General features: G+C 71.7%; 24 protein-coding genes. 16 read left to right on the top strand and 8 right to left on the bottom strand.

What is annotated here, in order from left to right:
- The 3 genes from M4J07_RS24200 to M4J07_RS24190 form a co-directional block, all read left to right on the top strand.
- A partial coding sequence (locus M4J07_RS24200; RefSeq protein ID WP_255975090.1) for a PrsW family intramembrane metalloprotease occupies positions 1-859 on the top strand: 859 nt, incomplete at its 5' end.
- Positions 860-935: 76 nt separating this feature from the next.
- Positions 936-1,250: a heavy-metal-associated domain-containing protein gene (locus tag M4J07_RS24195; RefSeq protein WP_255975089.1), complete on the top strand. Its 315-nt coding sequence runs from the start codon at positions 936-938 to the stop codon at positions 1,248-1,250.
- 75 nt (positions 1,251-1,325) lie between these two features.
- The gene (locus M4J07_RS24190; protein ID WP_255975088.1) at positions 1,326-3,554 is read left to right on the top strand and encodes a heavy metal translocating P-type ATPase; all 2,229 of its coding nucleotides are present in this window, start codon (positions 1,326-1,328) and stop codon (positions 3,552-3,554) included.
- Positions 3,555-4,092: 538 nt separating this feature from the next.
- Here M4J07_RS24190 and M4J07_RS24185 read toward each other — a convergent pair.
- The gene (locus M4J07_RS24185) at positions 4,093-5,382 is read right to left on the bottom strand and encodes a citrate synthase (protein ID WP_255975087.1); all 1,290 of its coding nucleotides are present in this window, start codon (positions 5,380-5,382) and stop codon (positions 4,093-4,095) included.
- A gap of 198 nt (positions 5,383-5,580) precedes the next feature.
- Positions 5,581-7,842: an SF1B family DNA helicase RecD2 gene (gene recD2 / locus M4J07_RS24180; protein WP_255975086.1), complete on the bottom strand. Its 2,262-nt coding sequence runs from the start codon at positions 7,840-7,842 to the stop codon at positions 5,581-5,583.
- Between the two features lie 225 nt (positions 7,843-8,067).
- Here recD2 and M4J07_RS24175 point away from each other — a divergent pair, with 225 nt between their 5' ends.
- The 3 genes from M4J07_RS24175 (at position 8,068) to M4J07_RS24165 (ending at position 9,766) form a co-directional block, all read left to right on the top strand.
- Positions 8,068-8,463, top strand: coding sequence for a hypothetical protein (locus tag M4J07_RS24175; RefSeq protein ID WP_255975085.1), 396 nt, complete (start codon positions 8,068-8,070; stop codon positions 8,461-8,463).
- 165 nt (positions 8,464-8,628) lie between these two features.
- Entirely contained in the window at positions 8,629-9,483 is an 855-nt protein-coding gene (locus M4J07_RS24170) for an aminoglycoside adenylyltransferase domain-containing protein (protein ID WP_255975084.1), read from the top strand.
- 64 nt (positions 9,484-9,547) lie between these two features.
- Positions 9,548-9,766 carry a DUF4287 domain-containing protein gene (locus M4J07_RS24165; protein WP_255975083.1) on the top strand — a complete coding sequence of 73 codons (219 nt, stop codon included), beginning with the start codon at positions 9,548-9,550 and terminating at the stop codon, positions 9,764-9,766.
- Between the two features lie 20 nt (positions 9,767-9,786).
- On the opposite strand, the gene M4J07_RS24160 is transcribed toward M4J07_RS24165, so the two are convergent.
- On the bottom strand, positions 9,787-10,359 hold the full coding sequence (locus tag M4J07_RS24160; protein WP_255975082.1) for a hypothetical protein: 573 nt from the start codon (positions 10,357-10,359) through the stop codon (positions 9,787-9,789).
- A gap of 262 nt (positions 10,360-10,621) precedes the next feature.
- On the opposite strand from M4J07_RS24160, the gene M4J07_RS24155 reads away from it, so the two are divergent.
- The 6 genes from M4J07_RS24155 to M4J07_RS24130 all read left to right on the top strand — a co-directional run bounded on the left by M4J07_RS24155 (position 10,622) and on the right by M4J07_RS24130 (position 17,161).
- On the top strand, positions 10,622-11,659 hold the full coding sequence (locus M4J07_RS24155; protein ID WP_255975092.1) for a LacI family DNA-binding transcriptional regulator: 1,038 nt from the start codon (positions 10,622-10,624) through the stop codon (positions 11,657-11,659).
- Positions 11,656-13,200, top strand: coding sequence for a sugar ABC transporter ATP-binding protein (locus M4J07_RS24150; RefSeq protein WP_255975081.1), 1,545 nt, complete (start codon positions 11,656-11,658; stop codon positions 13,198-13,200). Before M4J07_RS24155 ends, M4J07_RS24150 begins: the two co-directional genes overlap by 4 nt.
- Positions 13,190-15,136: an ABC transporter permease/substrate-binding protein gene (locus M4J07_RS24145; RefSeq protein WP_255975080.1), complete on the top strand. Its 1,947-nt coding sequence runs from the start codon at positions 13,190-13,192 to the stop codon at positions 15,134-15,136. The genes M4J07_RS24150 and M4J07_RS24145 overlap by 11 nt, the downstream gene beginning before the upstream one ends.
- Before the next feature lie 68 nt (positions 15,137-15,204).
- Positions 15,205-16,113: a ribokinase gene (locus M4J07_RS24140; RefSeq protein WP_255975079.1), complete on the top strand. Its 909-nt coding sequence runs from the start codon at positions 15,205-15,207 to the stop codon at positions 16,111-16,113.
- Positions 16,110-16,499 (top strand): D-ribose pyranase, encoded by a 390-nt coding sequence (rbsD, locus tag M4J07_RS24135; protein ID WP_255975078.1) that lies wholly within the window; start codon positions 16,110-16,112, stop codon positions 16,497-16,499. The genes M4J07_RS24140 and rbsD overlap by 4 nt, the downstream gene beginning before the upstream one ends.
- 233 nt (positions 16,500-16,732) lie before the next feature.
- A complete protein-coding gene (locus tag M4J07_RS24130; protein WP_255975077.1) occupies positions 16,733-17,161 on the top strand; it encodes a DUF937 domain-containing protein in 429 nt (142 codons plus the stop codon).
- Between the two features lie 180 nt (positions 17,162-17,341).
- Here the strand turns inward: M4J07_RS24130 and M4J07_RS24125 are convergent, their stop codons facing one another.
- The 3 genes from M4J07_RS24125 to M4J07_RS24115 are packed head-to-tail and all read right to left on the bottom strand — an operon-like array spanning position 17,342 to position 20,480.
- Positions 17,342-18,172 carry a sugar phosphate isomerase/epimerase family protein gene (locus M4J07_RS24125; RefSeq protein ID WP_255975076.1) on the bottom strand — a complete coding sequence of 277 codons (831 nt, stop codon included), beginning with the start codon at positions 18,170-18,172 and terminating at the stop codon, positions 17,342-17,344.
- A complete protein-coding gene (locus tag M4J07_RS24120; RefSeq protein WP_255975075.1) occupies positions 18,169-19,326 on the bottom strand; it encodes a dihydrodipicolinate synthase family protein in 1,158 nt (385 codons plus the stop codon). The genes M4J07_RS24125 and M4J07_RS24120 overlap by 4 nt, the downstream gene beginning before the upstream one ends.
- Positions 19,323-20,480 carry a Gfo/Idh/MocA family protein gene (locus M4J07_RS24115; protein WP_255975074.1) on the bottom strand — a complete coding sequence of 386 codons (1,158 nt, stop codon included), beginning with the start codon at positions 20,478-20,480 and terminating at the stop codon, positions 19,323-19,325. Before M4J07_RS24115 ends, M4J07_RS24120 begins: the two co-directional genes overlap by 4 nt.
- A 212-nt stretch (positions 20,481-20,692) precedes the next feature.
- Between M4J07_RS24115 and M4J07_RS24110 the strand changes: the two genes are divergently transcribed.
- Together M4J07_RS24110 and M4J07_RS24105 are read left to right on the top strand one after the other, a co-directional pair.
- Complete coding sequence (locus M4J07_RS24110) at positions 20,693-21,742, top strand: LacI family DNA-binding transcriptional regulator (RefSeq protein WP_255975073.1); 1,050 nt, start codon at positions 20,693-20,695, stop codon at positions 21,740-21,742.
- Positions 21,732-22,109 carry a hypothetical protein gene (locus tag M4J07_RS24105; RefSeq protein WP_255975072.1) on the top strand — a complete coding sequence of 126 codons (378 nt, stop codon included), beginning with the start codon at positions 21,732-21,734 and terminating at the stop codon, positions 22,107-22,109. Before M4J07_RS24110 ends, M4J07_RS24105 begins: the two co-directional genes overlap by 11 nt.
- Here M4J07_RS24105 and M4J07_RS24100 read toward each other — a convergent pair.
- Entirely contained in the window at positions 22,106-22,489 is a 384-nt protein-coding gene (locus tag M4J07_RS24100; RefSeq protein WP_255975071.1) for an HGxxPAAW family protein, read from the bottom strand. The genes M4J07_RS24105 and M4J07_RS24100 overlap by 4 nt on opposite strands.
- A 128-nt stretch (positions 22,490-22,617) precedes the next feature.
- Here M4J07_RS24100 and M4J07_RS24095 point away from each other — a divergent pair, with 128 nt between their 5' ends.
- Positions 22,618-23,229 carry a TetR/AcrR family transcriptional regulator gene (locus M4J07_RS24095; protein WP_255975070.1) on the top strand — a complete coding sequence of 204 codons (612 nt, stop codon included), beginning with the start codon at positions 22,618-22,620 and terminating at the stop codon, positions 23,227-23,229.
- Between the two features lie 40 nt (positions 23,230-23,269).
- Here M4J07_RS24095 and M4J07_RS24090 read toward each other — a convergent pair whose 3' ends face one another.
- The gene (locus M4J07_RS24090; protein ID WP_255975069.1) at positions 23,270-23,803 is read right to left on the bottom strand and encodes an alpha/beta hydrolase; all 534 of its coding nucleotides are present in this window, start codon (positions 23,801-23,803) and stop codon (positions 23,270-23,272) included.
- 384 nt (positions 23,804-24,187) lie between these two features.
- Here M4J07_RS24090 and M4J07_RS24085 point away from each other — a divergent pair, with 384 nt between their 5' ends.
- Entirely contained in the window at positions 24,188-25,123 is a 936-nt protein-coding gene (locus M4J07_RS24085; protein WP_255975068.1) for a bifunctional helix-turn-helix transcriptional regulator/GNAT family N-acetyltransferase, read from the top strand.
- The last annotated feature ends 26 nt before the right edge of the window (positions 25,124-25,149 follow it).

Here is a 25,149-nt window from a genome sequence, read left to right as displayed (position 1 = left end):
CTGGAAGCGGTGTCTGTGGGGCGGTCTGGCCCTGTGGATCCTGACGGCGATCGTCACCTACGCCACCAAGAACACCACCCTGCTCCCCACCCTCATCATGCTCGGCAGCTTCCTCGTGCCGGCCACCTTCGTGCTGTGGGCGTACGAGCGGCACGGCCGCGACCTGGGCGTGAACCTGATCCTGGGCTGCTTCCTGATCGGCGGCATCCTCGGCGTACTCGGCGCCTCGGTGATGGAGTACTACCTCGTCCACCCCTCGGTGTGGATGTTCGTCGGCGTCGGCCTCATCGAGGAGGCCGTCAAGCTGCTCGCCCTGATGTACGTGCTGCACCGGCATCCCCGCGTCCACGGCCTGCGCGCCGGTCTCGTCCTGGGCGCCACGGTCGGCTTCGGCTTCGCGGCGTTCGAGAGCGCGGGCTACGCGTTCAACGCGGCGGTCACCATGAAGGGCATCGACCTGCGCTCCCTGCTGGAGACGGAGGTGCTGCGCGGCCTGCTCGCCCCGTTCGGCCACGGTCTGTGGACGGCGATCGCCGGCGCCGTCCTGCTCTCCTTCCGCAGGCCGAACGGCCGCTTCCGGTTCGCCGGGCCGGTGGTCCTCACCTATCTCGGCGTCTCCCTGCTGCACGCCCTGTGGGACTCGATGCACGGCATCGCGATCTGGCTGGTCGCCCGCGTCACCGGCACCGGCCTGGACCGCCAGCTCTTCGCCCAGGGCTACATTCCCGAGCCCACCGACGCCCAGCAGCACCTCTTCACCCTCTTCTCGGTGGGCGGTCTGGTGCTCGTGTCGCTGGCCGGGCTCGCCTGGGTACGCTCCCTCGCCCGTCGCGACCCCTCTTGGAAAAATACCCCCTAGGGGTATAGAGTCGAGTGCGTCAGGAGATGCCGGGGGTACCCGGCAGCCCCGCACGGCCATTCACTAGGAGAACGACATGAGCGCCCAGACCGAGCTCCCCCAGATCGGCGAAGAGTCGGCCGGTTCCTGCTGCGGCGGTGCCTGCCACACGGACGCCGCGGCCCCCGCCGCCGAAGGCGCCGTCACCACCGTCTACCAGGTGAAGGGCATGACCTGCGGCCACTGCGAGGGCGCCGTGTCGAGCGAGATCTCCGAGCTCGCCGGCGTCTCCTCCGTCAAGGCGGTCGCCTCCACCGGTCAGGTCACCGTGATCTCCGAGTCCGCGCTCGACGAGGAGGCGGTCCGCGCCGCCGTCGACGAGGCCGGGTACGAGCTCGTCGGCAAGGCCTGAGCCCGGGCGGGCGATGGACGGGCGGTGGGGGCCGGGCACAGCACCGGCCCCCTCCGCCGTAGGCTCGACGGCACCATGACGGACGCACCACCACCCGCTCCCACCGCCGAGATCGACCTCACGATCGGCGGCATGACCTGCGCCTCCTGCTCGTCCCGCATCGAGCGGAAGCTCAACCGCCTCGACGGCGTCACCGCGACGGTCAACCTCGCGACGGAGCGCGCGACGGTCTCGTACGGCCGGGACATCGATCCCGACGTCCTGATCGGGACGATCACCCGGCTCGGCTACACGGCCGAGGTGCGCCCTGCCAGGGGCGCGGAGACCTGCGCGAGCGACCACGACGGACCCGCGGGCGACGAGGCGTCGGACGCCCCCGCGGCGCGGGACACCGAAACGCCGTCGGCCCGTCGCCTGACGGTCTCGGCGGTCCTCACCGCCCCGGTGATCGCCCTCTCCATGATCCCGGCGCTCCACTTCGCCGGATGGCAGTGGCTCACCCTCGCCCTGGCCACCCCCGTGGTCGTGTGGGGCGGCCTCCCGTTCCACCGCGCCGCCTGGACGAACGCCCGGCACGCCGCGGCCACCATGGACACCCTCGTCTCCCTGGGCACCCTCGCCGCGTACGGCTGGTCCCTGTACGCGCTGGTGTCCGGCACGGACTCCCTCTACCTGGAAGTCGCCTCGGGCGTCGTCACGTTCATCCTCCTCGGCCGCCACCTGGAGGCCCGGGCCAGGCGCAGCGCGGGCGCCGCGCTGCGCGCCCTGCTCGCACTCGGGGCGAAGGACGTGGCCCTGCTCGGCCCGGACGGCACCGAGACCCGCGTCCCCGCGGACCGGCTCAAGCCGGGTGACCGCTTCGTCGTCCGCCCCGGGGAGAAGATCGCGACCGACGGCCTGGTCGTCGACGGCGCCTCCGCCGTCGACGCGTCCCTGCTCACCGGCGAGGCGGTCCCGGTCGACGTGACCGTCGGGGACACCGTCACCGGGGCGACCGTCAACGCGGGCGGCCGGCTCGTCGTCGAGGCCACCCGGGTCGGCGCCGACACCCAGCTCGCCCGGATGGCCCGGCTCGTCGAGGACGCCCAGACCGGCAAGGCCCAGGTGCAGCGCCTGGCCGACCGGGTGTCGGCGGTGTTCGTCCCGGTCGTGATCGTCATCGCGCTCGCCACCCTGCTCGGCCGGCAGCTGGCCACCGGCGACACCACGGCGGCATTCACCGCGGCCGTGGCCGTCCTGATCATCGCCTGCCCCTGTGCGCTGGGGCTCGCCACGCCCACCGCCCTGCTGGTCGGCACCGGCCGCGGCGCCCAGCTCGGCATCCTCATCAAGGGGCCGGAGGCGCTGGAGTCGACGCGTACGGTCGACACGGTCGTCCTGGACAAGACGGGCACCGTGACGACGGGCCGGATGACGCTGGCCGCCGCCCACCCCGCGCACGGCGTCGACGAGAAGGACCTGCTGCGCATCGCGGGCGCCGTGGAGCACGCCTCCGAGCACCCGGTCGCCCGCGCCGTCGCGACGGGCGCGGCCGAGCGCACGGGCGCCCTGCCGTCGGCCGGCGCCTTCACCAACGTCCCCGGTCTCGGCGTGCGCGGCACCGTCGAGGGCCACGCCGTCCTCGTCGGGCGCGAGCGGCTGCTGGCCGACGCCGGGATCGCCCTGCCGCCCGCCCTGGCCGAGGCGCTGCGGTCCGCCGAGAGCACCGGGGCCACGGCTGTCGCGGTCGCCTGGGACGGGGCGGCACGCGGCGTCCTGACGGTGACCGACGCGCTCAAGGAGACCAGCGCCGAGGCCGTGGCCGAGCTGCGCGCCCTGGGCCTCGCACCGGTCCTGCTCACCGGCGACAACCGGGCCTCGGCCGAGGCGGTCGCGCACGCGGTCGGCATCGGCCCGGACGACGTGATCGCCGAGGTCCTGCCGCAGGAGAAGGTCGACGTGATCCGGCGGCTGCGGGCCGAGGGCCGCACCGTGGCGATGGTCGGCGACGGGGTCAACGACGCCGCCGCCCTGGCCACCGCCGACCTGGGCCTGGCCATGGGCACCGGCGCGGACGCGGCGATCGAGGCGGGCGACCTCACTCTCGTCCGCGGGGACCTGCGGGTCGCGGCCGACGCGATCCGGCTCTCCCGCCGCACCCTCGCCACGATCAAGGGCAACCTCTTCTGGGCCTTCGGCTACAACGTCGCCGCCCTGCCGCTGGCGGCCGCGGGGCTCCTGAACCCGATGATCGCGGGCGCGGCCATGGCCTTCTCGTCGGTCTTCGTCGTGACGAACAGCCTGCGGCTACGAAGGTTCACCTAGACGGATCTGGACCTCCACACAATCCACACGGCACAATTGCATCATCCTCACGCGGGGGCCCGTATCTACATATCGGGCCTCTTGTGTACGCACGGGACATATGCAAGAGACGCAGATCACATTAATGAGAACGTAACCCTTTGCAGGTCTCGTGAGTCTAAGGAGGCGATGCAGGAACGTCTTGGGGGGCGTTTCCGTATCAACCGGGCCCGTCTTGGGGGACGGACCCGACTGCGTTGGCCGGGGCACGTGCACCGGGGAGCTTGAGCGGCCCACCCGTACGTACGTGTTCCGGCGGCCGACGCGGACACCGAGACACCCGGCCGGATCCCGTGGGGGGAATCCGTCACCGGGAAAAGGAAAGCGCCCCGACTGTCGGCCCGTGGGGGGACCGACAGCGGGGCGCTTTCTGCTCCGCCTGCAGGGGCGCGGGGAACTGCGCGCCCAGTCCCCACCGGCGGTCAGACGGCGTACGGCCACGGGGCTCCGCCCCGGACCCCGCTCCTCAATCGCCGGAGGGGCTTGATTCTGCTTCTGCTCAGCGCTGCTCTACGGGGACGAAGTCCCGCTCGACGACGCCCGTGTAGATCTGGCGCGGGCGGCCGATGCGCGAACCCGGCTCCTTGATCATCTCGTGCCACTGGGCGATCCAGCCCGGGAGACGGCCCAGCGCGAAGAGCACCGTGAACATCTCGGTCGGGAAGCCCATGGCCCGGTAGATCAGGCCGGTGTAGAAGTCGACGTTCGGGTAGAGCTTGCGCTCGACGAAGTAGTCGTCGGCCAGCGCGTGCTCTTCCAGCTTCAGCGCGATGTCCAGCAGCTCGTCGGACTTGCCGAGCGCCGAGAGGACGTCGTGCGCCGCCGCCTTGATGATCTTCGCCCGGGGGTCGAAGTTCTTGTAGACGCGGTGCCCGAAGCCCATGAGCTTCACGCCGTCTTCCTTGTTCTTCACCTTGCGGATGAAGGTGTCGACGTCGCCGCCGGAGGCCTGGATGCCTTCCAGCATCTCCAGCACCGACTGGTTGGCACCGCCGTGCAGCGGACCCCACAGGGCCGAGATGCCCGCGGAGATCGACGCGAACATGTTGGCCTGCGAGGAGCCGACCAGACGCACGGTGGACGTCGAACAGTTCTGCTCGTGGTCCGCGTGCAGGATGAGCAGCTTGTCCAGCGCGGAGACGACGACCGGGTCCAGCTCGTACTCGGCGGCCGGCACGGAGAACGTCATGCGCAGGAAGTTCTCGACATAGCCGAGGTCGTTGCGCGGGTAGACCACCGGGTGGCCCTGCGACTTCTTGTACGCGTACGCCGCGATCGTCGGAAGCTTGGCGAGCAGGCGGATCGTCGAAAGATTGCGCTGCTGCTCGTCGAACGGGTTGTGGCTGTCCTGGTAGAAGGTGGACAGCGCGGAGACCACCGACGACAGCATGGCCATCGGGTGAGCGTCGCGCGGGAACCCGTCGTAGAACCGCTTGACGTCCTCGTGCAGCAGCGTGTGCTGCGTGATGTCGTTCTTGAAAGTGGCGAGCTCGTCCACGGTGGGAAGCTCGCCGTTGATCAGCAGGTAGGCCACCTCGGTGAAGGTGGAACGCTCGGCCAGCTGCTCGATCGGGTAGCCGCGGTACCGGAGGATGCCCTGCTCACCGTCGAGGTAGGTGATGGCGGATTTATAGGCGGCCGTGTTGCCGTATCCGCTGTCGAGGGTCACCAGTCCGGTCTGGGCCCGGAGCTTCCCGATGTCGAAGCCCTTGTCGCCGACGGTGCTGTCGATCACCGGGTAGGTGTACTCGCCATCGCCGTACCGCAGTACTACAGAGTTGTCGCTCACGTCATCCCTCACCGACGTAGTGCCTCTTCTTCGAGGTGCCCTGACTGTCTCTACCATCCCCCACTTGGCCCAGCAGAGTGCACTCGGGGTCGACCATTGGGCCTATTGGCGGCACTCAGTGCCGTCTAACCTGCTCATCCTGCCCCCTTCGCCCTGGTTCCGGAAGTGCTCTGTGACCTTCGCGACGAATTTGATCGATCAAAACTTTTGAAGGTTCGCGCCGGACAACCGGAAATCGAGCGCAGTACAGCGTCTACCCGCCGAAACCGTGCGCACCGCCTGGCCGAGAGCCTTCCGCGAACCGACCAGGACCACCAGCTTCTTGGCTCGGGTGACCGCCGTGTAGAGCAGATTCCGCTGAAGCATCATCCAGGCCCCGGTCGTCACCGGGATCACCACGCACGGGTACTCGCTGCCCTGTGAGCGGTGGATGGTCACAGCGTAGGCATGAGCCAGCTCGTCCAGCTCGTCGAAGTCGTAGGGCACCTCCTCGTCCTCGTCCGTCAGGACGGTGAGCTTCTGCTCGTCGGCGTCGAGGGAGGTGACGACCCCGACCGTGCCGTTGAACACCCCGTTCGTCCCCTTCTCGTAGTTGTTCCTGATCTGGGTGACCTTGTCGCCGACCCGGAAGACGCGGCCGCCGAACCGCTTCTCGGGCAGCTCGGGGCGGCCGGGGGTGATCGCCTGCTGGAGCAGCCCGTTCAGCGTGCCCGCGCCGGCCGGGCCGCGGTGCATGGGGGCGAGGACCTGGACGTCGCGCCGCGGATCGAGGCCGAATCTGGCCGGGATGCGGCGGGCGGCCACGTCCACGGTGAGCCGGCCCGCCTCCTCGGTGTCCTCCTCCACGAACAGGAAGAAGTCCTTGAGTCCCTGGGTGAGGGGCGGTGTCCCCGCGTTGATCCGGTGGGCGTTCGTGACGACGCCCGACTCCTGGGCCTGGCGGAAGATGCGGGTCAGGCGCACGGCGGGGACGGGGCTCTCCTCGGCGAGCATGTCCCGCAGCACCTCGCCCGCCCCCACGCTCGGCAGCTGGTCCACGTCCCCCACGAAGAGCAGATGGGCGCCGGGCGGGACGGCCTTCACCAGTTTGTTGGCCAGGAGCAGGTCGAGCATGGAGGCCTCGTCCACCACGACCAGGTCGGCGTCGAGCGGCCGGTCCTTGTCGTACGCGGCGTCCCCTCCCGGTTTGAGTTCGAGCAGGCGGTGGACCGTGGACGCCTCCGCGCCCGTCAGTTCGGCCAGCCGCTTGGCGGCCCGGCCGGTGGGTGCGGCAAGGACCACCTTCGCCTTCTTCGCACGCGCCAGCTCCACGATCGAGCGGACCGTGAACGACTTGCCGCAGCCGGGCCCGCCGGTGAGCACGGCGACCTTCTGGGTGAGCGCGAGCTTGACGGCCTCCTCCTGCTCGGGCGCGAGCTCCGCCCCCGTACGGCCGGAGAGCCAGGTCAGCGCCTTGTCCCAGACCACGTCCCGGAAGGCGGGCATCCGGTCCTCGCCCGTGCGCAGCAGCCGCAACAGCTGGGCGGACAGCGACAGTTCGGCCCGGTGGAACGGGACGAGGTACACGGCGGTGACCGGCGCCACCCCGTCCTCGCCCGGCACCTCCTCCCGGACGACCCCGACCTCGCCGGAGTCCTCGTCCGGCAGGGTGAGCTCGGCGAGGCACTCGATGACGAGGCCCGTGTCGACCTGGAGCAGCTTCACCGCGTCGGCGATGAGGCGCTCCTCGGGCAGGAAGCAGTGGCCCTGGTCGGTGGACTGCGACAGCGCGTACTGCAGACCGGCCTTGACGCGCTCGGGGCTGTCGTGCGGGATGCCGACCGACTGGGCGATGCGGTCGGCGGTGAGGAAGCCGATGCCCCAGACGTCCGAGGCCAGGCGGTACGGCTGGTTCTTCACCACGGAGATGGAGGCGTCCCCGTACTTCTTGTAGATCCGCACCGCGATGGAGGTGGACACCTCGACGCTCTGCAGGAAGAGCATCACCTCCTTGATGGCCTTCTGCTCCTCCCAGGCGTCGGCGATCTTCTTGGTGCGCTTGGGGCCGAGGCCCGGCACCTCGACGAGCCGCTTCGGCTCCTGCTCGATGATGTCGAGGGTGTCGAGCCCGAAGTGCTGGGTGATGCGGTCGGCGAAGACCGGGCCGATCCCCTTGACGAGGCCCGAGCCGAGATAGCGGCGGATGCCCTGGATCGTGGCGGGCAGCACCGTCGTGTAGTTCTCCACGGTGAACTGCTTGCCGTACTGCGGGTGGGAGCCCCAGCGGCCCTCCATCCGCAGCGACTCCCCCACCTGCGCGCCGAGCAGCGAGCCGACCACGGTCAGCAGGTCACCGGCGCCTCTGCCGGTGTCCACGCGCGCCACGGTGTAACCCGTCTCCTCGCTGGCAAACGTGATCCGCTCGAGGACTCCCTCGAGCACCGCCATCGGCCGCGCGGCCGCCGCCTGCTGCTTCGCCATGATCCGACCGTATCGGTGGGGTCCGACAACGGGACAGCCCTCCGGAAGAACCTGCACCTTGAAGCTTTTCTGCGTCCGTTCGGGCGGGCCGCGAGGGAATCAGAGGTCCGAATGAATGACACCGCCCAAACCTTGCGTGACCGAATTCAATTCAAGGCCGTTTCGGCAGATCGCACGTCGCACAATAAAGGCGACTTTCGTCACCCCCGGACAAATGGAGAAGAAATGATCCGCAAGGTTCTGGCCGGCGCCGCACTGGCGACCGCCGCAGCCGCCGCGACCGTCGGCAGCACGGGTGCGGCCGTGGCCCACACCGGCGGCCCGGAGGCCGAGAACATGCAGACCAGCGCGCACGACATGAACCAGGCCGCGCGCGTCGCCAACGGCGAGACCACCAGCGGCACGGGCGCCTCCGAGTTCGCCACCAGCAACGGTGACGTGGCCATCGCCGGCGACCCGGGCGGCATCCTGAACAGCTACGGCGCCCCGTTCGTCGACGTCGACCTGCGCTGCGCCGTCCCCGCGGCCCAGGGCGTGGGCGGCAACGTCCTCGGCGGTCCGGTCACCGCCTGCAACAACGCCCCCGTCGACCAGTTCGACGCTCCCGAGCGCATCGTCTGAGACCCTCGCGCATTCCCCTTCGCATAGGGTTTCACCCATAGTCGAAGCCCCTTCGGCCGCGTCCCCTCCTTACGCGGCCGAAGGGGCTTTGCCTTTTTCCTTTTGTCGCGCACGGCCGAATTCCCGGCCCTTCCCGAATTCCGGTGCGGCGCGTACGGTTCCGGGGTGAGCGCAGCGACTGGAGCGGGTGGGACGGACGGGGCGGCCGGGGCGGCCGGGCCGCCGGTGAGCGTGCGGCGGGTGCTGCCCGACCTGCTGACGGCGGTGGCACCACCGGTCGGGGAGCGGCTGATCGGGGTGTGGCTGTACGGGTCGGCGGTGACGGGGTCGTTCGACCGGGGCGTCAGCGACATCGACGTACTGATCGGCATCGAGGGTGAACTCGACCTGGACACAGACGAGTTGGCCGCGGCGCATGCGCAGATCCTGCGCGCGCATCCCGGGTTCCGCGACCGGCTCGACCTCACCTGCGCGCCCGCCGCGGCCCTCTCGGGCGGTCTGCTGCACCCGCTGTTCGTGGTGTCTCCCGGTGAACCGCCGCACACGGTGCGGGTGGCACCCCGCTGGGCGCTCACGCGCGCCCTGGTCCGGGAGACGGGCCTGACCCTGGCGGGCCGTCCGGCGCGCGAGGCGCTCGCGCCGGCGGACGCCGGGGAGGTGCGGCTCGCGCTCGTCGACTCCGTCGCGGAGCTGCGCCGCCGGGCGCCCGGGGTGCGCCATCGCGGCGGCCACGCGTACGTCGTCCTGACCGCGTGCCGGGCCCTGCGCGCCCTGACGGCGGGCGAGTTGGCGGACAAGGGCGAGGCGGCGGCCTGGACGGCGGAGCGGTGGCCCCGGCTGCGCCCGCTGCTGGCGGCGGCACTGGTGTGGCGCCGCACGCAGGCGGTCAGGGACGAGACGCCGCTGCCGGCGGAACTGGTGCCGCTGCTGGGCGAGTTGCTGGATCTGGCGGCGGCCGCGGCGGTCGCGGAAGAAACGCACTCCGAACGGAAACATCATCGGGGCGCACGGGACCGATGAGTTTTCCCCGGTCCACCGGTCTACACTCCCGACACGTTCACCACGGACCGGACAGGACCACGCCATGACCACGACCCCCGCCGCCAAGGGCCCCGCCAGCTACTTCCCGTCCATCGAGAAGAAGTACGGCGAGCCGATCGCGCACTGGCAGGGCCTCATCCGCAGCTCGCCGCTGACCAAGCACATGGAGCTGGTGAACTGGCTCAAGGCCGAGCACGGCCTGGGCCACGGTCACGCCAACGCGCTGGTGGCGCAGACGCTCGCCGAGGACAAGGCCGCCTAGGACCCGTCACCGGGCAGGGCTCACACCCCGCCCATCGGCTCCACGTCGACCTTCACCGGCGTGCCCCACACCCGCACGACCTCGTAGTCGGTGAACTCGTGCACCAGGCGGTACGCCATCGCGGCGTCCGGGCGGCGGCGCTGGGCCGCCAGGTACAGGTCCGCCTCGCGGCGGTCGTGGCGCGGGGTGCCGCAGAGCTGCCAGACCTGGCCGGTCCACATCTCGGGGATCCAGCGCTGCTGGGGCTGCGGGCGGTCCTCGCGCGTGCCGTACCGCGACAGGACCGGCTGCTGCTCGGTGCGCGGGCGGGCGGGGCCGCCGCCGAACTCGGAGCGGCGGGCCTGGCGGCGGCGGGTCTCGCAGAGCAGGCACAGGTCGGGCGCCGACTCGTCGACCGCGCCCTGGGGGTGCTCGGGGCAGCGGGTCGTCGGCGCCGAGCCGGTGACCGTGTCGTCGAGCAGCTCGAGGGCGCGCTTCACATCGCCGCGCACCTCGTGGAGCTTGGCGTCCGACGTGTCCCCGGTGAGGCCCTCGCCGTGCTCGCCGAGCAGGCGCAGGGCGCGGCCGAGTGCGGTGAGCTGCGCGTGGTTCACAGTCCTGTGCTCCGTCTCCGTGTGCCGATACGGCCCGTGCCGTCGTGGGTCCTCCACCATCGCACGCGGCACCGACAAAGCCCCCGCCATCACTCCCGCTCCATCACGATCCGGTCACGACAACCGGAACCCCTCTTGCCACGGACCCGTGTAATCGATTCCAATCCCTCATGTAATCGATTCCATGCACATGTGCGGCCTGCTCTTCCCAGATGAGCCCGGACCCGCATGCGCGCACGCAGCCACAAGGAGGTGGCCCGTGGTGTCTTCGAGCGCGAGCATCAAGGACGTCGCGGCCGCGGCCGGGGTGTCCGTCGCCACGGTCTCCCGCGTCCTGAACAGCCATCCGTCCGTCAGTCCGGACGCGCGCACCCGGGTCATGGCCGCCGTGGAGTCGCTGGGCTACCGGCCCAACGCGGTGGCCCGTTCCCTGCGCACCCACCAGACCCGCACCCTCGGCCTGGTCATCAGCGACGTGCTGAACCCGTACTTCACCGAGCTGGCCCGCTCCGTCGAGGAGGAGGCCCGCGCCCTCGGCTACAGCGTCATCATCGGCAACGCCGACGAGCGGCCCGACCTGCAGGACCACCACGTCCAGAACCTGCTGGACCGGCGCATCGACGGGCTGCTCGTCTCCCCCACCGACGGCGGCTCCCCGCTCATGCTGGCCGCGGCCCGCACCGGCACCCCGATGGTCTTCGTCGACCGGTGGATCCCGGGCGTCGACGTGCCCGTCGTGCGCTCCGACGGACGGGCCGCGATCCGGGACCTGGTCGCGCACCTGCACCGGCTCGGGCACCGCCGGCTCGCCATCATCGCGGGACCGGCCGCCACGACCACCGGCAGCGAACGCGTCGACGCCTTCCGGGAGGCCCTCGCCTCGTACGAGCTGGAGCTGCCGGACGCCTACATTGGGCAGGGCGACTTCCAGGCGGACAGCGGGCGCCGGGTGGTGGACGGCTTCCTGGATCTCGCCGAGCCGCCCGAGGTCGTCTTCGCGGCCGACAACCTCATGGCGCTCGGCGCGCTGGACGCCATCCGCGCGCGCGGGCTGCGCGTCCCGGCCGACATCGCGCTCGCCGCCTTCGACGACATCCCCTGGTTCGTGCACACCGATCCGCCGGTGACGGCGATCGCGCAGCCCACCAAGGACCTCGGCCGGGCCGCCGTGCGCGCCCTGGTCGACCGCATCGAGGGGCGCACCCCGCAGTCGGTGACGCTCCCCGCCCACCTCGTCGTACGGCGTTCCTGCGGCGAATCCCCCCACCCGCGTACCTCAACGGAGAGGAGCACCCGGTGACCCCGGTCGAACAACAGGGCAACCCGGCGGAGTTGCTGCGTATCGAAGGGATACGGAAGACCTTCCCCGGCGTCGTCGCGCTCGACAGCGTCGACTTCGACCTGCGCCGCGGCGAGGTGCACGTCCTGCTCGGCGAGAACGGGGCCGGCAAGAGCACGCTCATCAAGATGCTCTCCGGCGCCTACACGCCCGACGAGGGCCGCATCACCGTCGGCGGCGAGCAGGTCCGTATCCATGGTGCGCAGGACGCCGAGCGGCTCGGGATCGCGACCATCTACCAGGAGTTCAACCTCGTTCCCGATCTGACGGTCGCCGAGAACATCTTCCTGGGCCGCCAGCCGCGCCGCTTCGGGCTGATCGACCGGAAGAAGATGGAGAGCGACGCCGAGGCGCTCCTCGCGCGCGTGGGCGTCAACGTGTCGCCCCGCGCGCGGGTGCGTGAACTCGGCATCGCCCGGCTCCAGATGGTCGAGATCGCGAAGGCGCTGAGCCTGGACGCGCGCGTACTGATCATGGACGAGCCGACCGCGGTGCTCACCTCCGAGGAGGTCGAGAAGCTCTTCGCGATCGTGCGGGCGCTGCGCGAGGACGGCGTCGGCGTCGTCTTCATCACCCACCACCTGGAGGAGATCGCGGCGCTCGGCGACCGGGTCACCGTCATCCGGGACGGGCGCAGCGTGGGCCAGGTGCCCGCCTCGACCCCCGAGGACGAGCTCGTCCGCCTCATGGTCGGCCGCTCCATCGAGCAGCAGTACCCGCGTGAACGGCCGGACACCGGCGGCGCGTTGCTGAAGGTCGAGGGCCTGACCCGGGACGGCGTCTTCCACGACGTGAGCTTCGAGGTGCGGGCCGGTGAGGTCGTCGGCATCGCCGGACTCGTCGGCGCGGGCCGCACGGAGGTCGTCAGGGCCGTCTTCGGCGCCGATCCGTACGACCGGGGGTCCGTCGAGGTCGCGGGCACCGCGCTGCCGCGGCACGACGTGATCGCCGCGATGGCCGCCGGGGTCGGGCTGGTGCCCGAGGACCGCAAGGGGCAGGGCCTCGTCCTCGACCAGTCGGTGGAGGAGAACCTGGGGCTCGTCACGATGCGCGCGGCGACCCGCGGCGGGTTCGTCGACCGCAGGGGCCAGCACACCGCTGCCGAGCGGATCGCGTCCCAACTGGGCGTACGGATGGCCGGGTTGGGCCAGCACGTGCGCACGCTGTCCGGCGGCAACCAGCAGAAGGTCGTCATCGGCAAGTGGCTGCTCGCCGACATCAAGGTGCTGATCCTCGACGAGCCGACGCGCGGCATCGACGTCGGCGCGAAGGTCGAGATCTACCAGCTCGTCAACGAACTGACGGCCGCCGGGCACGCCGTGCTCATGATCTCCAGCGATCTTCCCGAAGTCCTGGGCATGAGCGACCGGGTCCTGGTGATGGCGCAGGGACGCATCGCCGGTGAACTCGCCGCCGAGGACGCCACGCAGGACTCCGTGATGGCGCTCGCCGTCAGCAACACCCAGACCCAGACCCAGGAGGAGGGCTCCCGTGACCACTGAAACACTCAAGAAGAGCACCCAGGCCAAGAACGGGAGCCTGCTGCGGCTGCTGCTCGACAACGGGGCGCTGACCGCGCTGGTCGTCCTGGTCATCGTGATGTCGCTGCTGTCCGGCGACTTCCTCACCACGCAGAACCTGCTGAACGTGGGTGTGCAGGCGGCCGTGACGGCCATCCTCGCGTTCGGTGTCACCTTCGTCATCGTCTCGGCGGGCATCGACCTGTCGGTCGGCTCCGTGGCGGCCCTGTCGGCCACCGTCCTCGCGTGGGCGGCGACGAACGAGGGCGTGCCCGTCGCGATAGCCGTGCTCCTGGCCGTCCTCACGGGTCTGGCGTGCGGTTTCGTCAACGGCGCCTTGATCTCGTACGGCAAGCTCCCGCCGTTCATCGCGACGCTGGCGATGCTGTCGGTCGGGCGCGGTCTGTCGCTGGTGATCTCGCAGGGCTCCCCGATCCCGTTCCCGGACTCGGTCTCCAAGCTCGGTGACACGCTGGGCGGCTGGCTGCCGGTGCCGGTCATCGTGATGGTCGTGATGGGTCTCGTCACCGCGGTCGTGCTCGGCCGGACGTTCATCGGCCGTTCCATGTACGCGATCGGCGGCAACGAGGAGGCGGCCCGCCTCTCCGGTCTGCGGGTCAAGCGGCAGAAGCTCGTCATCTACGGCCTGTCGGGCCTGTTCGCGGCCGTCGCGGGCATCGTGCTGGCCTCCCGCCTCGCCTCCGCGCAGCCGCAGGCCGCGCAGGGCTACGAGCTGGACGCCATCGCCGCCGTCGTCATCGGCGGCGCCTCCCTCGCCGGTGGTGTGGGCAAGGCGTCGGGCACGTTCATCGGCGCGCTGATCCTCGCGGTGCTGCGCAACGGCCTCAACCTGCTGTCCGTGTCCGCCTTCTGGCAGCAGGTCGTCATCGGCGTCGTGATCGCCCTCGCGGTGCTGCTCGACACGGTGCGCCGCAAGGCCGGTGCCACGCCGACCGCCGCGGGCACCGGGTCGCCCGGTCCCCAGCAGGCGCTGCAGTACGTGATCGCGGCGGTCGTCGCCGCGGCGATCGTCGGCGGCCTCGCCCTGTGGAACAACACGGGCTCCTCCGGCGGCAAGAAGGACCTGAAGATCGGCATGGCCGTCTCCACGCTCAACAACCCGTTCTTCACGGAGATGCGGGCGGGCGCGCAGGCCGAGGCGAAGAAGCAGGGCGTCAAGCTGACGGTGACGGACGCCCAGAACGACGCGTCGCAGCAGGCCAACCAGCTGCAGAACTTCACCAGCGGGGGCATGGGCGCGGTCATCGTGAACCCGGTCGACTCCGACGCCGTCGGACCGTCCGTGCGCGGCGCCAACAAGGCGGACATCCCCGTGGTCGCCGCCGACCGCGGCGTGAACAAGGCGAAGACGGCCACGCTCGTCGCCTCCGACAACGTCGCGGGCGGCAGGCAGGCCGCGAAGACCCTCGCCGACAAGCTCGGCGGCAAGGGCACCATCGTGATCCTCCAGGGCCAGGCCGGTACGTCCGCGAGCCGGGAGCGCGGCGCCGGGTTCGCCGCGGGCATCAAGGAGTTCCCGGGCATCAAGGTCGTCGCGAAGCAGCCCGCGGACTTCGACCGCACCAAGGGCCTGGACGTCATGACGAACCTGCTCCAGTCGCACCCGGACGTCGACGGCGTCTTCGCCGAGAACGACGAGATGGCGCTCGGCGCGATCAAGGCCCTCGGCGCCAAGGCCGGCACGTCGGTCGACGTCGTCGGCTTCGACGGCACCCCCGACGGCTTCAAGGCGGTCGAGGCGGGCACGCTCTACGCGTCGGTCGCCCAGCAGCCGCGCGAACTCGGCAGGATGGCCGTGCAGAACGCGATCAAGGCGGCGCAGGACGACGAGATCCCCGACGCGGTGAAGGTGCCGGTGAAGGTCGTGACCGAGAAGAACGTCGCCGCGTTCAAGTGACGCTCCGGGCGTCCTGAACCTCTGCCGCTCTCGTAGCCTTTGCGGTGACGTACGAAGAAAGGTGCAGCATGAACACGTACGACCTCCTCGTCGTGGGGTCCGCCAACGCGGACCTGGTCGTGGGCGTCGAGCGGCGCCCCGGCGCCGGGGAGACCGTCCTCGGCTCCGACCTGGTGGTCCACCCGGGCGGCAAGGGCGCCAACCAGGCGGTCGCCGCCGCCCGGCTCGGGGCCCGCACGGCGCTGCTCGCGCGGATCGGGGACGACGGCCACGGGGCGCTGCTGCGCGGGTCGATGGAGTCGGCGGGCGTGGACACGTCGGGCGTGCTGGTCGGCGGGGCGCCCACCGGGGTCGCGCTGATCACCGTCGACCCGTCGGGCGACAACTCGATCGTGGTGTCGCCGGGTGCGAACGGCCGGCTCACGCCGGACGACGTGCGGGCGGCGGGCGAGCTGTTCGCGGGCGCCCGGGTCGTCTCCGTGATGCTGGAGATCCCGCTGGAGTCGGTCGCGGAGGTCGCGCGGTCGGTCGCCGACGGGGCCCGGCTCGTCCTCAACCCGTCGCCGCCCGCGCCGCTGCCGGACGAGGTGCTCGCGGCCTGCGACCCGCTGATCGTGAACGAGCACGAGGCGCAGGTCATCGCCGATGCCTCCGGTACGGAACTGGGGGCGACCCCCGAGGACTGGGCGCGGCAGCTGCTGGCGCTCGGCCCGCGCTCGGTCGTGATCACGCTGGGCGCGGAGGGCGCGCTCGTCGCGGACGCGGCGGGATCGGAGCGGGTGGCCGCGGTGAAGGTCAAGGCCGTGGACACGACGGGTGCGGGTGACGCCTTCACGGCGGCGCTCGCCTGGCGGCTCGGCACCGGCGAGTCCCTGGCCGACGCGGCCGCCTACGCGGCGAAGGTCGGTGCCGCCGCCGTCACGAAGGAGGGCGCGCAGGCGTCGTACCCGACGGCCGAAGAGGTCGCCTCGCTGTGAAGAAGTCCGGGATACTCAACCGTCATCTGGCGGGCGCCATCGCCGAGTTGGGGCACGGGGACGGGGTCCTCGTGTGCGACGCGGGGATGCCGGTGCCGGCCGGTCCGCGCCTCGTCGACCTCGCCTTCCGGGCCGGGGTGCCGTCGTTCGCCGAGGTGCTCGACGGGCTCCTCGACGAGCTGGTGGTCGAGGCGGGGACGGCGGCGCGCGAGGTGCGCTCCGCGAACCCGTCCGCCGCCGAGCTGCTGCGGGAGCGGGTGCCGTCGCTCTCCTACGTCACCCACGAGGAGCTGAAGGCACTGTCGGCGGACGCGAAGCTCGTCGTCCGCACCGGGGAGGCGCGTCCCTTCGCGAACGTGCTGCTGCGCTGCGGCGTCTTCTTCTGATCCCGGCGCGCCGCACGAACCCCGACGTGCTGCGAGGGGCCCGGTCCGCGGACCGGGCCCCTCGGGCTTTCCCCTCCGTGTCAGAACTTCCCAGATCCCCCCAGATCCCCCTCCAAAAGTTCCGACGCCACGTACGACCCGTCGTGCTCCGGAAAGGTTGCACGCCCCGGCAGCATTTTCTTGGCTGGATTTTCAGCGTGCCGACATTACGGGGCAGTCGTAGCGTTTGACGCATGAGCGAACAATCGTCGGAAAACTCGCTGGAGAAGGACGTCATCGACGAGCTCGGCGACGACCGGCTGCACGAGCTCGCGGGCCTGCTGGGCACGGACCCCTCCGGGGCGCAGGACGTCGTCGGCAGCACCGTCTCGGCGCTCTCGGGCGGCCTGCGGGAGCGGGCGGACGAGGGGCCCGAAGGGGCGCAGGAGGTCCGGGACGCCATCGCCGAGGCCGAGGCGCCGCCCCTGCAGGGCGTCGCCACGCTGGGCGGGCTCGCCTCCGGCGGGCTGCTGGCGGGGCTCCTCGCGAAGATGAGCCGGCCGGTGGCCAACGCGGTCGCCAAGAAGACGGGGTTGCCCGCGGCGAACGTGGCGCGCGGGATCGAGATGCTGATTCCTGTGGTGCTGGCGGTCATGAGCAAGCGCGCCGCGCGGAAGCGGTAGCCGCCTGTTCACCGTGGGACCTCGTGCGGCGTGGGCGGGTGCGGGCCGGTGGGGCTTCTCGCGCAGTTCCCCGCGCCCCTGAAGGCTGCGGCTACGCCGCGCCTTCCCCCGAGATGGCGCACGGAGTGCGCATCTCAGGGGCGCGGGGAACTGCGCGAGCAGGCACCGACGGTCGACCGGTCAGGCGGCGTGACGCGTGAAACGGTCGGCCGTCTCCGCGAGGACCTCTCGGCCGTCGCGGGCCCACAGCCCGTCGTTGAAGAGCTCGACCTCGATGGGGCCGGCGTAGCCCTGGGCCTCCACCAGCCCCCGCCAGTACCGCATGTCGATCGCCCCGTCACCGATCTGGCCACGCCCGTTGAGGACGCCCTCCGGCAGCGGGGTCGTCCAGTCGGCGAGCTGGAACGTCGCGATGCGGCCCTGCGCCCCCGCCCGGGCGATCTGCGCGGGCGCGGTGTCGTCCCACCAGATGTGGTACGTGTCCACGCAGACGCCGACCTGGTGGGCCGGGAACCGCTCGGCGATGTCCAGGGCCTGTGCGAGGGTCGAGACGACGCACCGGTCGGCCGCGTACATCGGGTGCAGCGGTTCGATGGCGAGCCGCACCCCCTGCTCGGCGGCGTACGGGGCGAGTTCGACGAGTGCGTCGGCGATCCGCTCCCGCGCGCCCGGCAGGTCGTAGGACCCGGCCGGCAGTCCGCCCGAGACCAGGACCAGGACGTCCGTGCCGAGGGTGACGGCCTCGTCGACGGCCCGCTTGTTGTCCTCGATCGCCGCCTTGCGCTCGGTCGCGTCGATCGCGGTGAGGAAGCCGCCCCGGCAGTGCGTGGTGACACCGAGACCGGCGTCGCGCAGCAGCTTCGCCGCCGCCTCGACGCCGTACGCCTGGACGGGCTCGCGCCAGGTGCCGACGTACTGGACGCCCGACTCCCGGCAGGAGTCGGCCAGTTCGGGCAGGCTGAGCTGCTTGACCGTCATCTGGTTGATGGAGAAGCGCGGGTCCGCGGTCACGATGACACTCCGTACAGGGCGAGCAGGTTCTTCATCCGGGCCTCCGCCAGCTCCGGGTTCGGGAACAGGCCGAGGCCGTCGGCCAGTTCGTAGGCCCGCGCGAAGTGCGGCAGCGAGCGTGCCGACTGCAGTCCGCCGACCATGGTGAAGTGGTCCTGGTGGCCGGAGAGCCAGGCCAGGAAGACGACGCCGGTCTTGTAGAAGCGGGTCGGCGCCTGGAAGAGGTGCCGGGACAACTCGACCGTGGGGTCGAGGAGTTCACGGAATCCCTTCGCGTCCCCCGTGTCGAGGACGCGGACCGCCTGCGCGGCGAGCGGGCCCAGCGGGTCGAAGATGCCGAGCAGGGCGTGCGAGAAGCCGCGGTCGTCGCCCGCGATCAGTTCGGGGTAGTTGAAGTCGTCGCCCGTGTAGCAGCGCACGCCCTTGGGCAGGCGGCGGCGCAGGTCGACCTCGCGCCGGGCGTCCAGGAGCGAGACCTTGATGCCGTCGACCTTGTCCGGGTGCGCGGCGATGACGTCGAGGAACGTCTCGGTCGCGGCGTCCAGGTCGGCGGAGCCCCAGTAGCCCTCCAGGGCCGGGTCGAACATCGGGCCCAGCCAGTGCAGGACGACGGGTTCGGTGGCCTGGCGCAGCAGGTGGCCGTAGACGTCGAGGTAGTCCTCGGGGCCCTTGGCGACGGCGGCGAGGGCGCGGGACGCCATGAGGATCGCCTGCGCGCCCGTCCCCTCCACGAGCGCGAGCTGTTCCTCGTAGGCGGCCCGCACCTCGGCCAGGTCCTTCGCGGGTGCGGTGAGCTGGTCGGTGCCGACGCCGCACGCGATGCGTCCGCCGACGGACCGCGCCTCGGCCGCCGAGCGCTCGATGAGCTCGGCGGCGCCCGCCCAGTCCAGGCCCATGCCGCGCTGCGCCGTGTCCATGGCCTCCGCCACGCCGAGGCCGTGCGACCACAGGTGGCGGCGGAAGGCGAGGGTGGCGTCCCAGTCGACGGCGGCCGGTGAGTCCGGGGTCGTGTCGGCGAACGGGTCGGCGACGACGTGCGCGGCCGAGAAGACGACGCGCGAGGCGAGCGGCGCGCCGGTATCGAAGGACAGGGGCGTGGCGCGGGGCTCGTAGGCCCGCAGTCCGCCCTGGCCGTCCGGGAGTCGGATCGTCACAGCGTGATCTCCGGAACGTCGACGCGGCGGCCCTCGGCGGACGCCCGCAGGCCCAGCTCGGCGAGCTGCACGCCACGGGCGCCGGCCAGCAGGTCCCACTGGTAGGGCGCGTCGGCGTAGACGTGCTTGAGGAAGAGCTCCCACTGCGCCTTGAAGCCGTTGTCGAACTCGGCGTTGTCGGGGACCTCCTGCCACTGCTCGCGGAACGAGTACGTGGCGGGGATGTCGGGGTTCCACACCGGCTTCGGCGTGGCACTGCGGTGCTGGACGCGGCAGTTGCGCAGGCCCGCGACGGCGGAGCCCTCCGTGCCGTCGACCTGGAACTCGACGAGCTCGTCGCGGTTGACGCGCACGGCCCAGGAGGAGTTGATCTGGGCGACGGCGCCGCCGTCGAGTTCGAAGATGCCGTACGCGGCGTCGTCGGCGGTGGCGTCGTAGGGCTTGCCGTTCTCGTCCCAGCGCTGCGGGACGTGCGTGGCGATGAGCGCCTGCACGGACGTGACCCGGCCGAACAGCTCGTGGAGCACGTACTCCCAGTGCGGGAACATGTCGACGACGATGCCGCCGCCGTCCTCGGAGCGGTAGTTCCACGACGGGCGCTGGGCTTCCTGCCAGTCGCCCTCGAAGACCCAGTAGCCGAACTCGCCGCGCACGGAGAGGATCTTGCCGAAGAAGCCGCCGTCGATGAGGCGCTTCAGCTTGAGCAGGCCCGGCAGGAAGATCTTGTCCTGGACGACACCGGACTTGACGCCCGCGGCCTTGGCGAGGCGGGCCAGTTCGAGGGCGCCGTCGAGGCCGGTCGCGGTCGGCTTCTCGGTGTAGACGTGCTTGCCCGCGGCGATGGCCCGCTTGAGGACGTCCTCGCGGGTGGAGGTCATCGCGGCGTCGAAGAAGATGTCGATCGAGTCGTCGGCGAGGACGGCGTCGACGTCGGTGGAGATGTTCGCCTCGTCCAGGCCGTGCTTCTCCGCGAGCGCCTTCAGGGCGTGCTCGCGGCGGCCGACGAGGACCGGCTCGGGCCACAGCACCGTGCCGTCGCCGAGGTCGAGCCCGCCCTGCTCGCGCAGGGCGAGGATGGAGCGGACGAGGTGCTGGCGGTAGCCCATGCGCCCCGTCACGCCATTCATGGCGATGCGCACCGTCTTGCGTGTCACGTGAGTCCCTTCGTCCAGCCACCCGTACGCGGCGTACGCGAATCGGCGCCTGCCGGATCGTACGTAGCAAGCGCTTTCTATCTGAGAAGAAGCTAGCCTCTGCACAGCCGCTCGGACAAGAGCGGAGACCGGACCGGCCTTGTGAACGAGCCCGGGGCCCTTCCGACCGACCCGCCCGGAGCCATTGCCGGAGCCTTTGACGGAGGATGACGATGACCGTGACCCTGGCGGACGTGGCCGCCCGCGCGCAGGTGTCCCCCGCCACCGTCTCGCGCGTGCTGAACGGCAACTACCCGGTGGCCGCCGCCACGCGTGAGCGCGTCCTCAAGGCCGTCGACGAGCTGGACTACGTCCTCAACGGCCCGGCGAGCGCGCTGGCCGCCTCCACGTCGGACCTGGTCGGAGTCCTGGTCAACGACATCGCCGACCCCTTCTTCGGCATCATGGCGTCGGCCGTGCAGTCGGAGATCGTCGGCCCCGGCGGCCGGGCGGGCGGCGAGCGGCTCGCGGTGGTCTGCAACACGGGCGGCGACCCGGAGCGCGAACTGACGTACCTGACCCTGCTGCAGCGCCAGCGCGCGGCGGCGGTCGTGCTGACCGGCGGCGCGATCGAGGACGAGGCCCATGTCGCCGCTGTGGCGGGCAAGTTGAGACGGCTGTCCGAGGCCGGCACCCGGGTCGTCCTGTGCGGACGCCCGCCACTGCCGGACACCGACGCGGTGGCCCTGACCTTCGACAACCGGGGCGGGGGACGGGAGTTGACGGAGCATCTGCTCTCCCTCGGCCACCGCCGCATCGGATACGTGGCGGGTCCCGAGGAGCGTACGACGACCCGCCACCGCCTGGAGGGGCACCGCGAGGCGCTGGCCGGCGCGGGCGTGACGGAGTCCGACGACCTGGTGGTGCACGGCCCCTACGACCGGGCGGCCGGGCATGCGGCGACGGTCGAACTCCTGGGCAAGGACCCGTCGTTGACAGCCGTGGTCGCGGCCAACGACACGGTGGCGCTCGGCGCGTGCGCGGCCCTGCGGGAGGCCGGGCTGCGCATCCCGGAGGACGTCTCGGTGGCGGGCTTCGACGACCTGCCGTTCAGCGTGGACGCGGTCCCCGCCCTGACGACCGTACGTCTGCCGCTCGCCGAGGCGGCGGCGCGGGCGGGCCGGATCGCGATGGGCCGGGAGGCGGCGCCGCCCGGCGGGGTCGATGTCGTACGGGGCGAGCTGGCGGTACGGGGATCGACGGGAGCGCCGCGTGGCAAGTGACGGACCGGGTCCTCTCCGCTGGACGGCCCCGATCCTGCTGAACCTCCTGATCGGCCTGCCGGCGACGGTTCCGCTGGGCTGCGCGTGGTGGCTGGTGAGCGAGTGGCTGCCGATGGACTGCGGCAGCGTCCAGGAGTCCTACTCCCCTGGTTTCAGCGGGAGTTGCAACTACAGCACCCTCGACAACGGTCCGGTGGTGATGGGCCTCGGCGCGGTGTCCGGAGCCGTGGTGCTCGGCCTGGTGGCCTGGGCCAACGTCTCGCTGTCCCGCAACCCGGCGCTCGGCCGGGCGACGTGGCTGCGGGCGGCGCCGTTCGTGGTGGCGCCGTTCGCGGCGTGGGCCGCGCTCGCCCTGTTCGCGGGCTAGGACCTGCTGTTCGCGGGCCAGGACCCGGAACGCCCGCTCGCCGCCGGCCGGCGCCCCGCGAGCCGGCACCCGAGGCAGCCGGCGTGCCCCGCGCCCGCGCTCACGTCCCGCACCCGGACGGGGCGCTGACCGACGGGCCGGGGCCCCGGCGGCTTGCCCCACCCCGCGAGGTGCAGCACCCAGACGACCACGGCGGCCACGACCAGGACGGCGGGCCCCAGCCACACCCCCGGCCGCCACCCGATGACCCCGAGCCCGGTGACCGCGACCCCGGCGGTGGCGACGGCGCAGCCGGCCCAGCCCGCGAGGGTGTGGCCGTCGTCGTGGTGCTGCGCCACGACGGCCTGCTCGCCGGCTTCCCCGCTCACTCGCACACGCATGTCCACGTATCGACTCCCCACGTCTCGACTCATTTGTTGAGCGATGACTCAACAACGGATCGCCAGGACCCTAGCACCACTCTTGAGCGACCGCTCAACAAATGGGGATCTCCGGTTACAGTTGCGGCATGAGCGAGGCCAGGACACGAGGACGACCGCGTACGTTCGACCGGGACGCGGCACTCGCGACGGCCGTCCGGCTGTTCTGGGAGCGCGGCTTCGAGGCGACCTCGGTGGGCGAGCTGACCACCGCCATGGGCATCCGCCCGGCCAGCCTGTACGCGGCGTTCGGGGACAAGAAGGCGCTGTTCAGAGAGGCCGTCGAGGTGTACGGGCGGTCACCGGTCGGCGCCTTCGTGGCCGAGGCCCTGGCGGAGGAGGAGACGGCCCGCGGCGCGTTCGCCCGGATCCTGCGCGACGCGGCGAGGATCTACGCGGACCCGTCCCACCCGGCCGGCTGCCTCGCCATCAGCGCCGCCACGAACGTCACGGCCCAGGACGCGGAGGTCGCGGCGTTCCTGCGCGACGTGCGCAACGCGGGCGTGGCCGCCTTCGAGGACCGTCTGAACAGGGCGAAGAAGGACGGCGAACTCCCCGCCGAGGCGGACGCGCCCGCCCTGGCGTCCTACTTCACGGCGGTCGTCCAGGGCCTGTCGCAACGGGCCCGCGACGGAGCGACCGCGGAAGAGCTGGCGCGGGTGGCCGAACTGGCCCTGGCGGCGTGGCCGGGAGGCCGTTGAGACCGGGCCCGGACAGGTTCGCGGGAGTCCGTCGCCGCGGTCACGGCGTGGTGGCGAGTTCGACGAGGTGGCGGGCGGTGCCCGCGGGGTCGACCGTCTGGTGGAGGTGTTCGCCGGGGAGGTGGGCCACGCGCCAGCCGCGTGCGCGCGCCTCCTCGGCCGGTTCCTCGTACGGAGGGCCGAAGAGGAGGTACGAGACCGGGTGGTCGTCCCAGCCCTCGGGGACCGGGACGTGCTGCTCGTAGTAGGACAGGGGCAGGGTGGGCTGCTCCGCGACGAGCGTCCGCCGCGTCGCCGGGTCCGGGAACATGGGCGCGACGTCCGCCTCGTCCCACCAGTCCGTCCAGCGCGGCAGCCGTCCGTCCACGGCCAAGGGGCGGAGGAGATCCAGGAGTTCGGGCGGGGCGACCGGGGTCGGGCCCTGCCTGGCCGGCAGGGCGGCGTCGACGAAGACGGAGCCGGTCACCGGGTGGTCGAGGCCGGAGCGGATCAGCGGGAGGAACAGGCCCGCGTTGCTGTGGGCGACCAGCACGACCGGGATGCCGGCCGGCACCTGCCGGAGGTCGTCGCGCACGGCGCGTACGACGTGGGGCCAGAAGGGCGCTGCGCACGCGCCCACGTGGAGGAGGGACGGAACCCGCACCCGATGCCCCGCGGCCGTCAGGTGACCGGCCACGGAACGCCAGGTCGAGGGCCCCACGGACGGACTGTGCACGAGTACGAAGGTCGGCCGCATACGCCGATCCTGCCGCCCTCTCCGTCACCACCGCGACCGTCTCGGCCCACAGCAGAACACCGCGCGACGCACCCCGATCGATCCCCAACTCGCCCCATCTGTAATGCACTTGACCAACAGGACCGGCGGCGCGGGTCGGTGGACGTGGACGGGTGGTGGGCGTACCGTGGGCGGACCCCCAAAACCTCTGACTGAGTCAACTGTCCGAGCCGCGAGGTGGCCATGACCGTGCACGACATCCGGTCCTTCAACCGCTTCTACACGAACGTCATCGGCGCGCTGGACTACAGCCGCCACCTGTACGCCCCGTACACCCTCACCGAGTCCCGCGTGCTGTACGAGCTCGCGCACACCGAGAAGGTGGACGCCGCCGACCTGCGGACCCGGCTCTCCCTGGACGCCGGATACCTGAGCCGGATCCTCGGGAAGTTCGAGCGGGAGGGACTCGTCGAGCGCGGGTCGTCCGAGCGGGACTCGCGGCGCCGCCGCATCACACTGACCGCGCGCGGCCGCACCGCGGCCGACCTGCTCGACGAGCGGTCGCGGGAAGCGGTCGGCACGCTCCTGGCCACCGTGCCGCCCGACCAGCGCGACCGGCTCGCCGACGCGCTGCGCACCGTGCGCGAGGTGCTCGGCGACGGCCGCGCCGCCCCGCACCCGGACAACGTGCTGCTGCGCGAGCCGGGCCCCGGCGACCTGGGCTGGATCGTGGCCCGCAACGGCGCCGTGTACGCGGCCGAGTTCGGCTGGAACGCCGACTACGAGGGCCTGGTCGCCCGGATCGTCGCCGACTTCGCGCAGGACCACGACCCGCATCTGGAGCGGGTGTGGATCGCCGAGCTCGACGGGCGTCCGGTGGGGTGCGTGATGTGCGTGCGCGACGAGGCGCCGGGCACCGCGCGGCTGCGGCTGCTGCTGGTGGAGCCCGACTCGCGCGGCCTGGGCGTCGGCGACCGGCTGGTGCGGTCGGTCATCGACTTCGCGCGCGGCGTCGGCTACCGGGACCTGGTGCTGTGGACGAACGACGTGCTCAAGTCGGCCCGTTCGATCTATCTGCGGCACGGGTTCGTCCTCGTGGGCGAGAAGCCGCACCGGTCCTTCGGCGCCGACCTGATCGGCCAGGACTGGCGTCTCGCCCTGCACCGCGCACCGGAGTGACGGGCGGGAGCGCGGGTAAGGTCCGG

It is taken from the genome of Streptomyces longispororuber (assembly GCF_024448165.1).
GTDB lineage: Bacteria > Actinomycetota > Actinomycetes > Streptomycetales > Streptomycetaceae > Streptomyces > Streptomyces longispororuber_A.
Note: the sequence above shows the minus strand (reverse complement) of the source record. Positions and strands in the feature narration are given on the sequence as shown.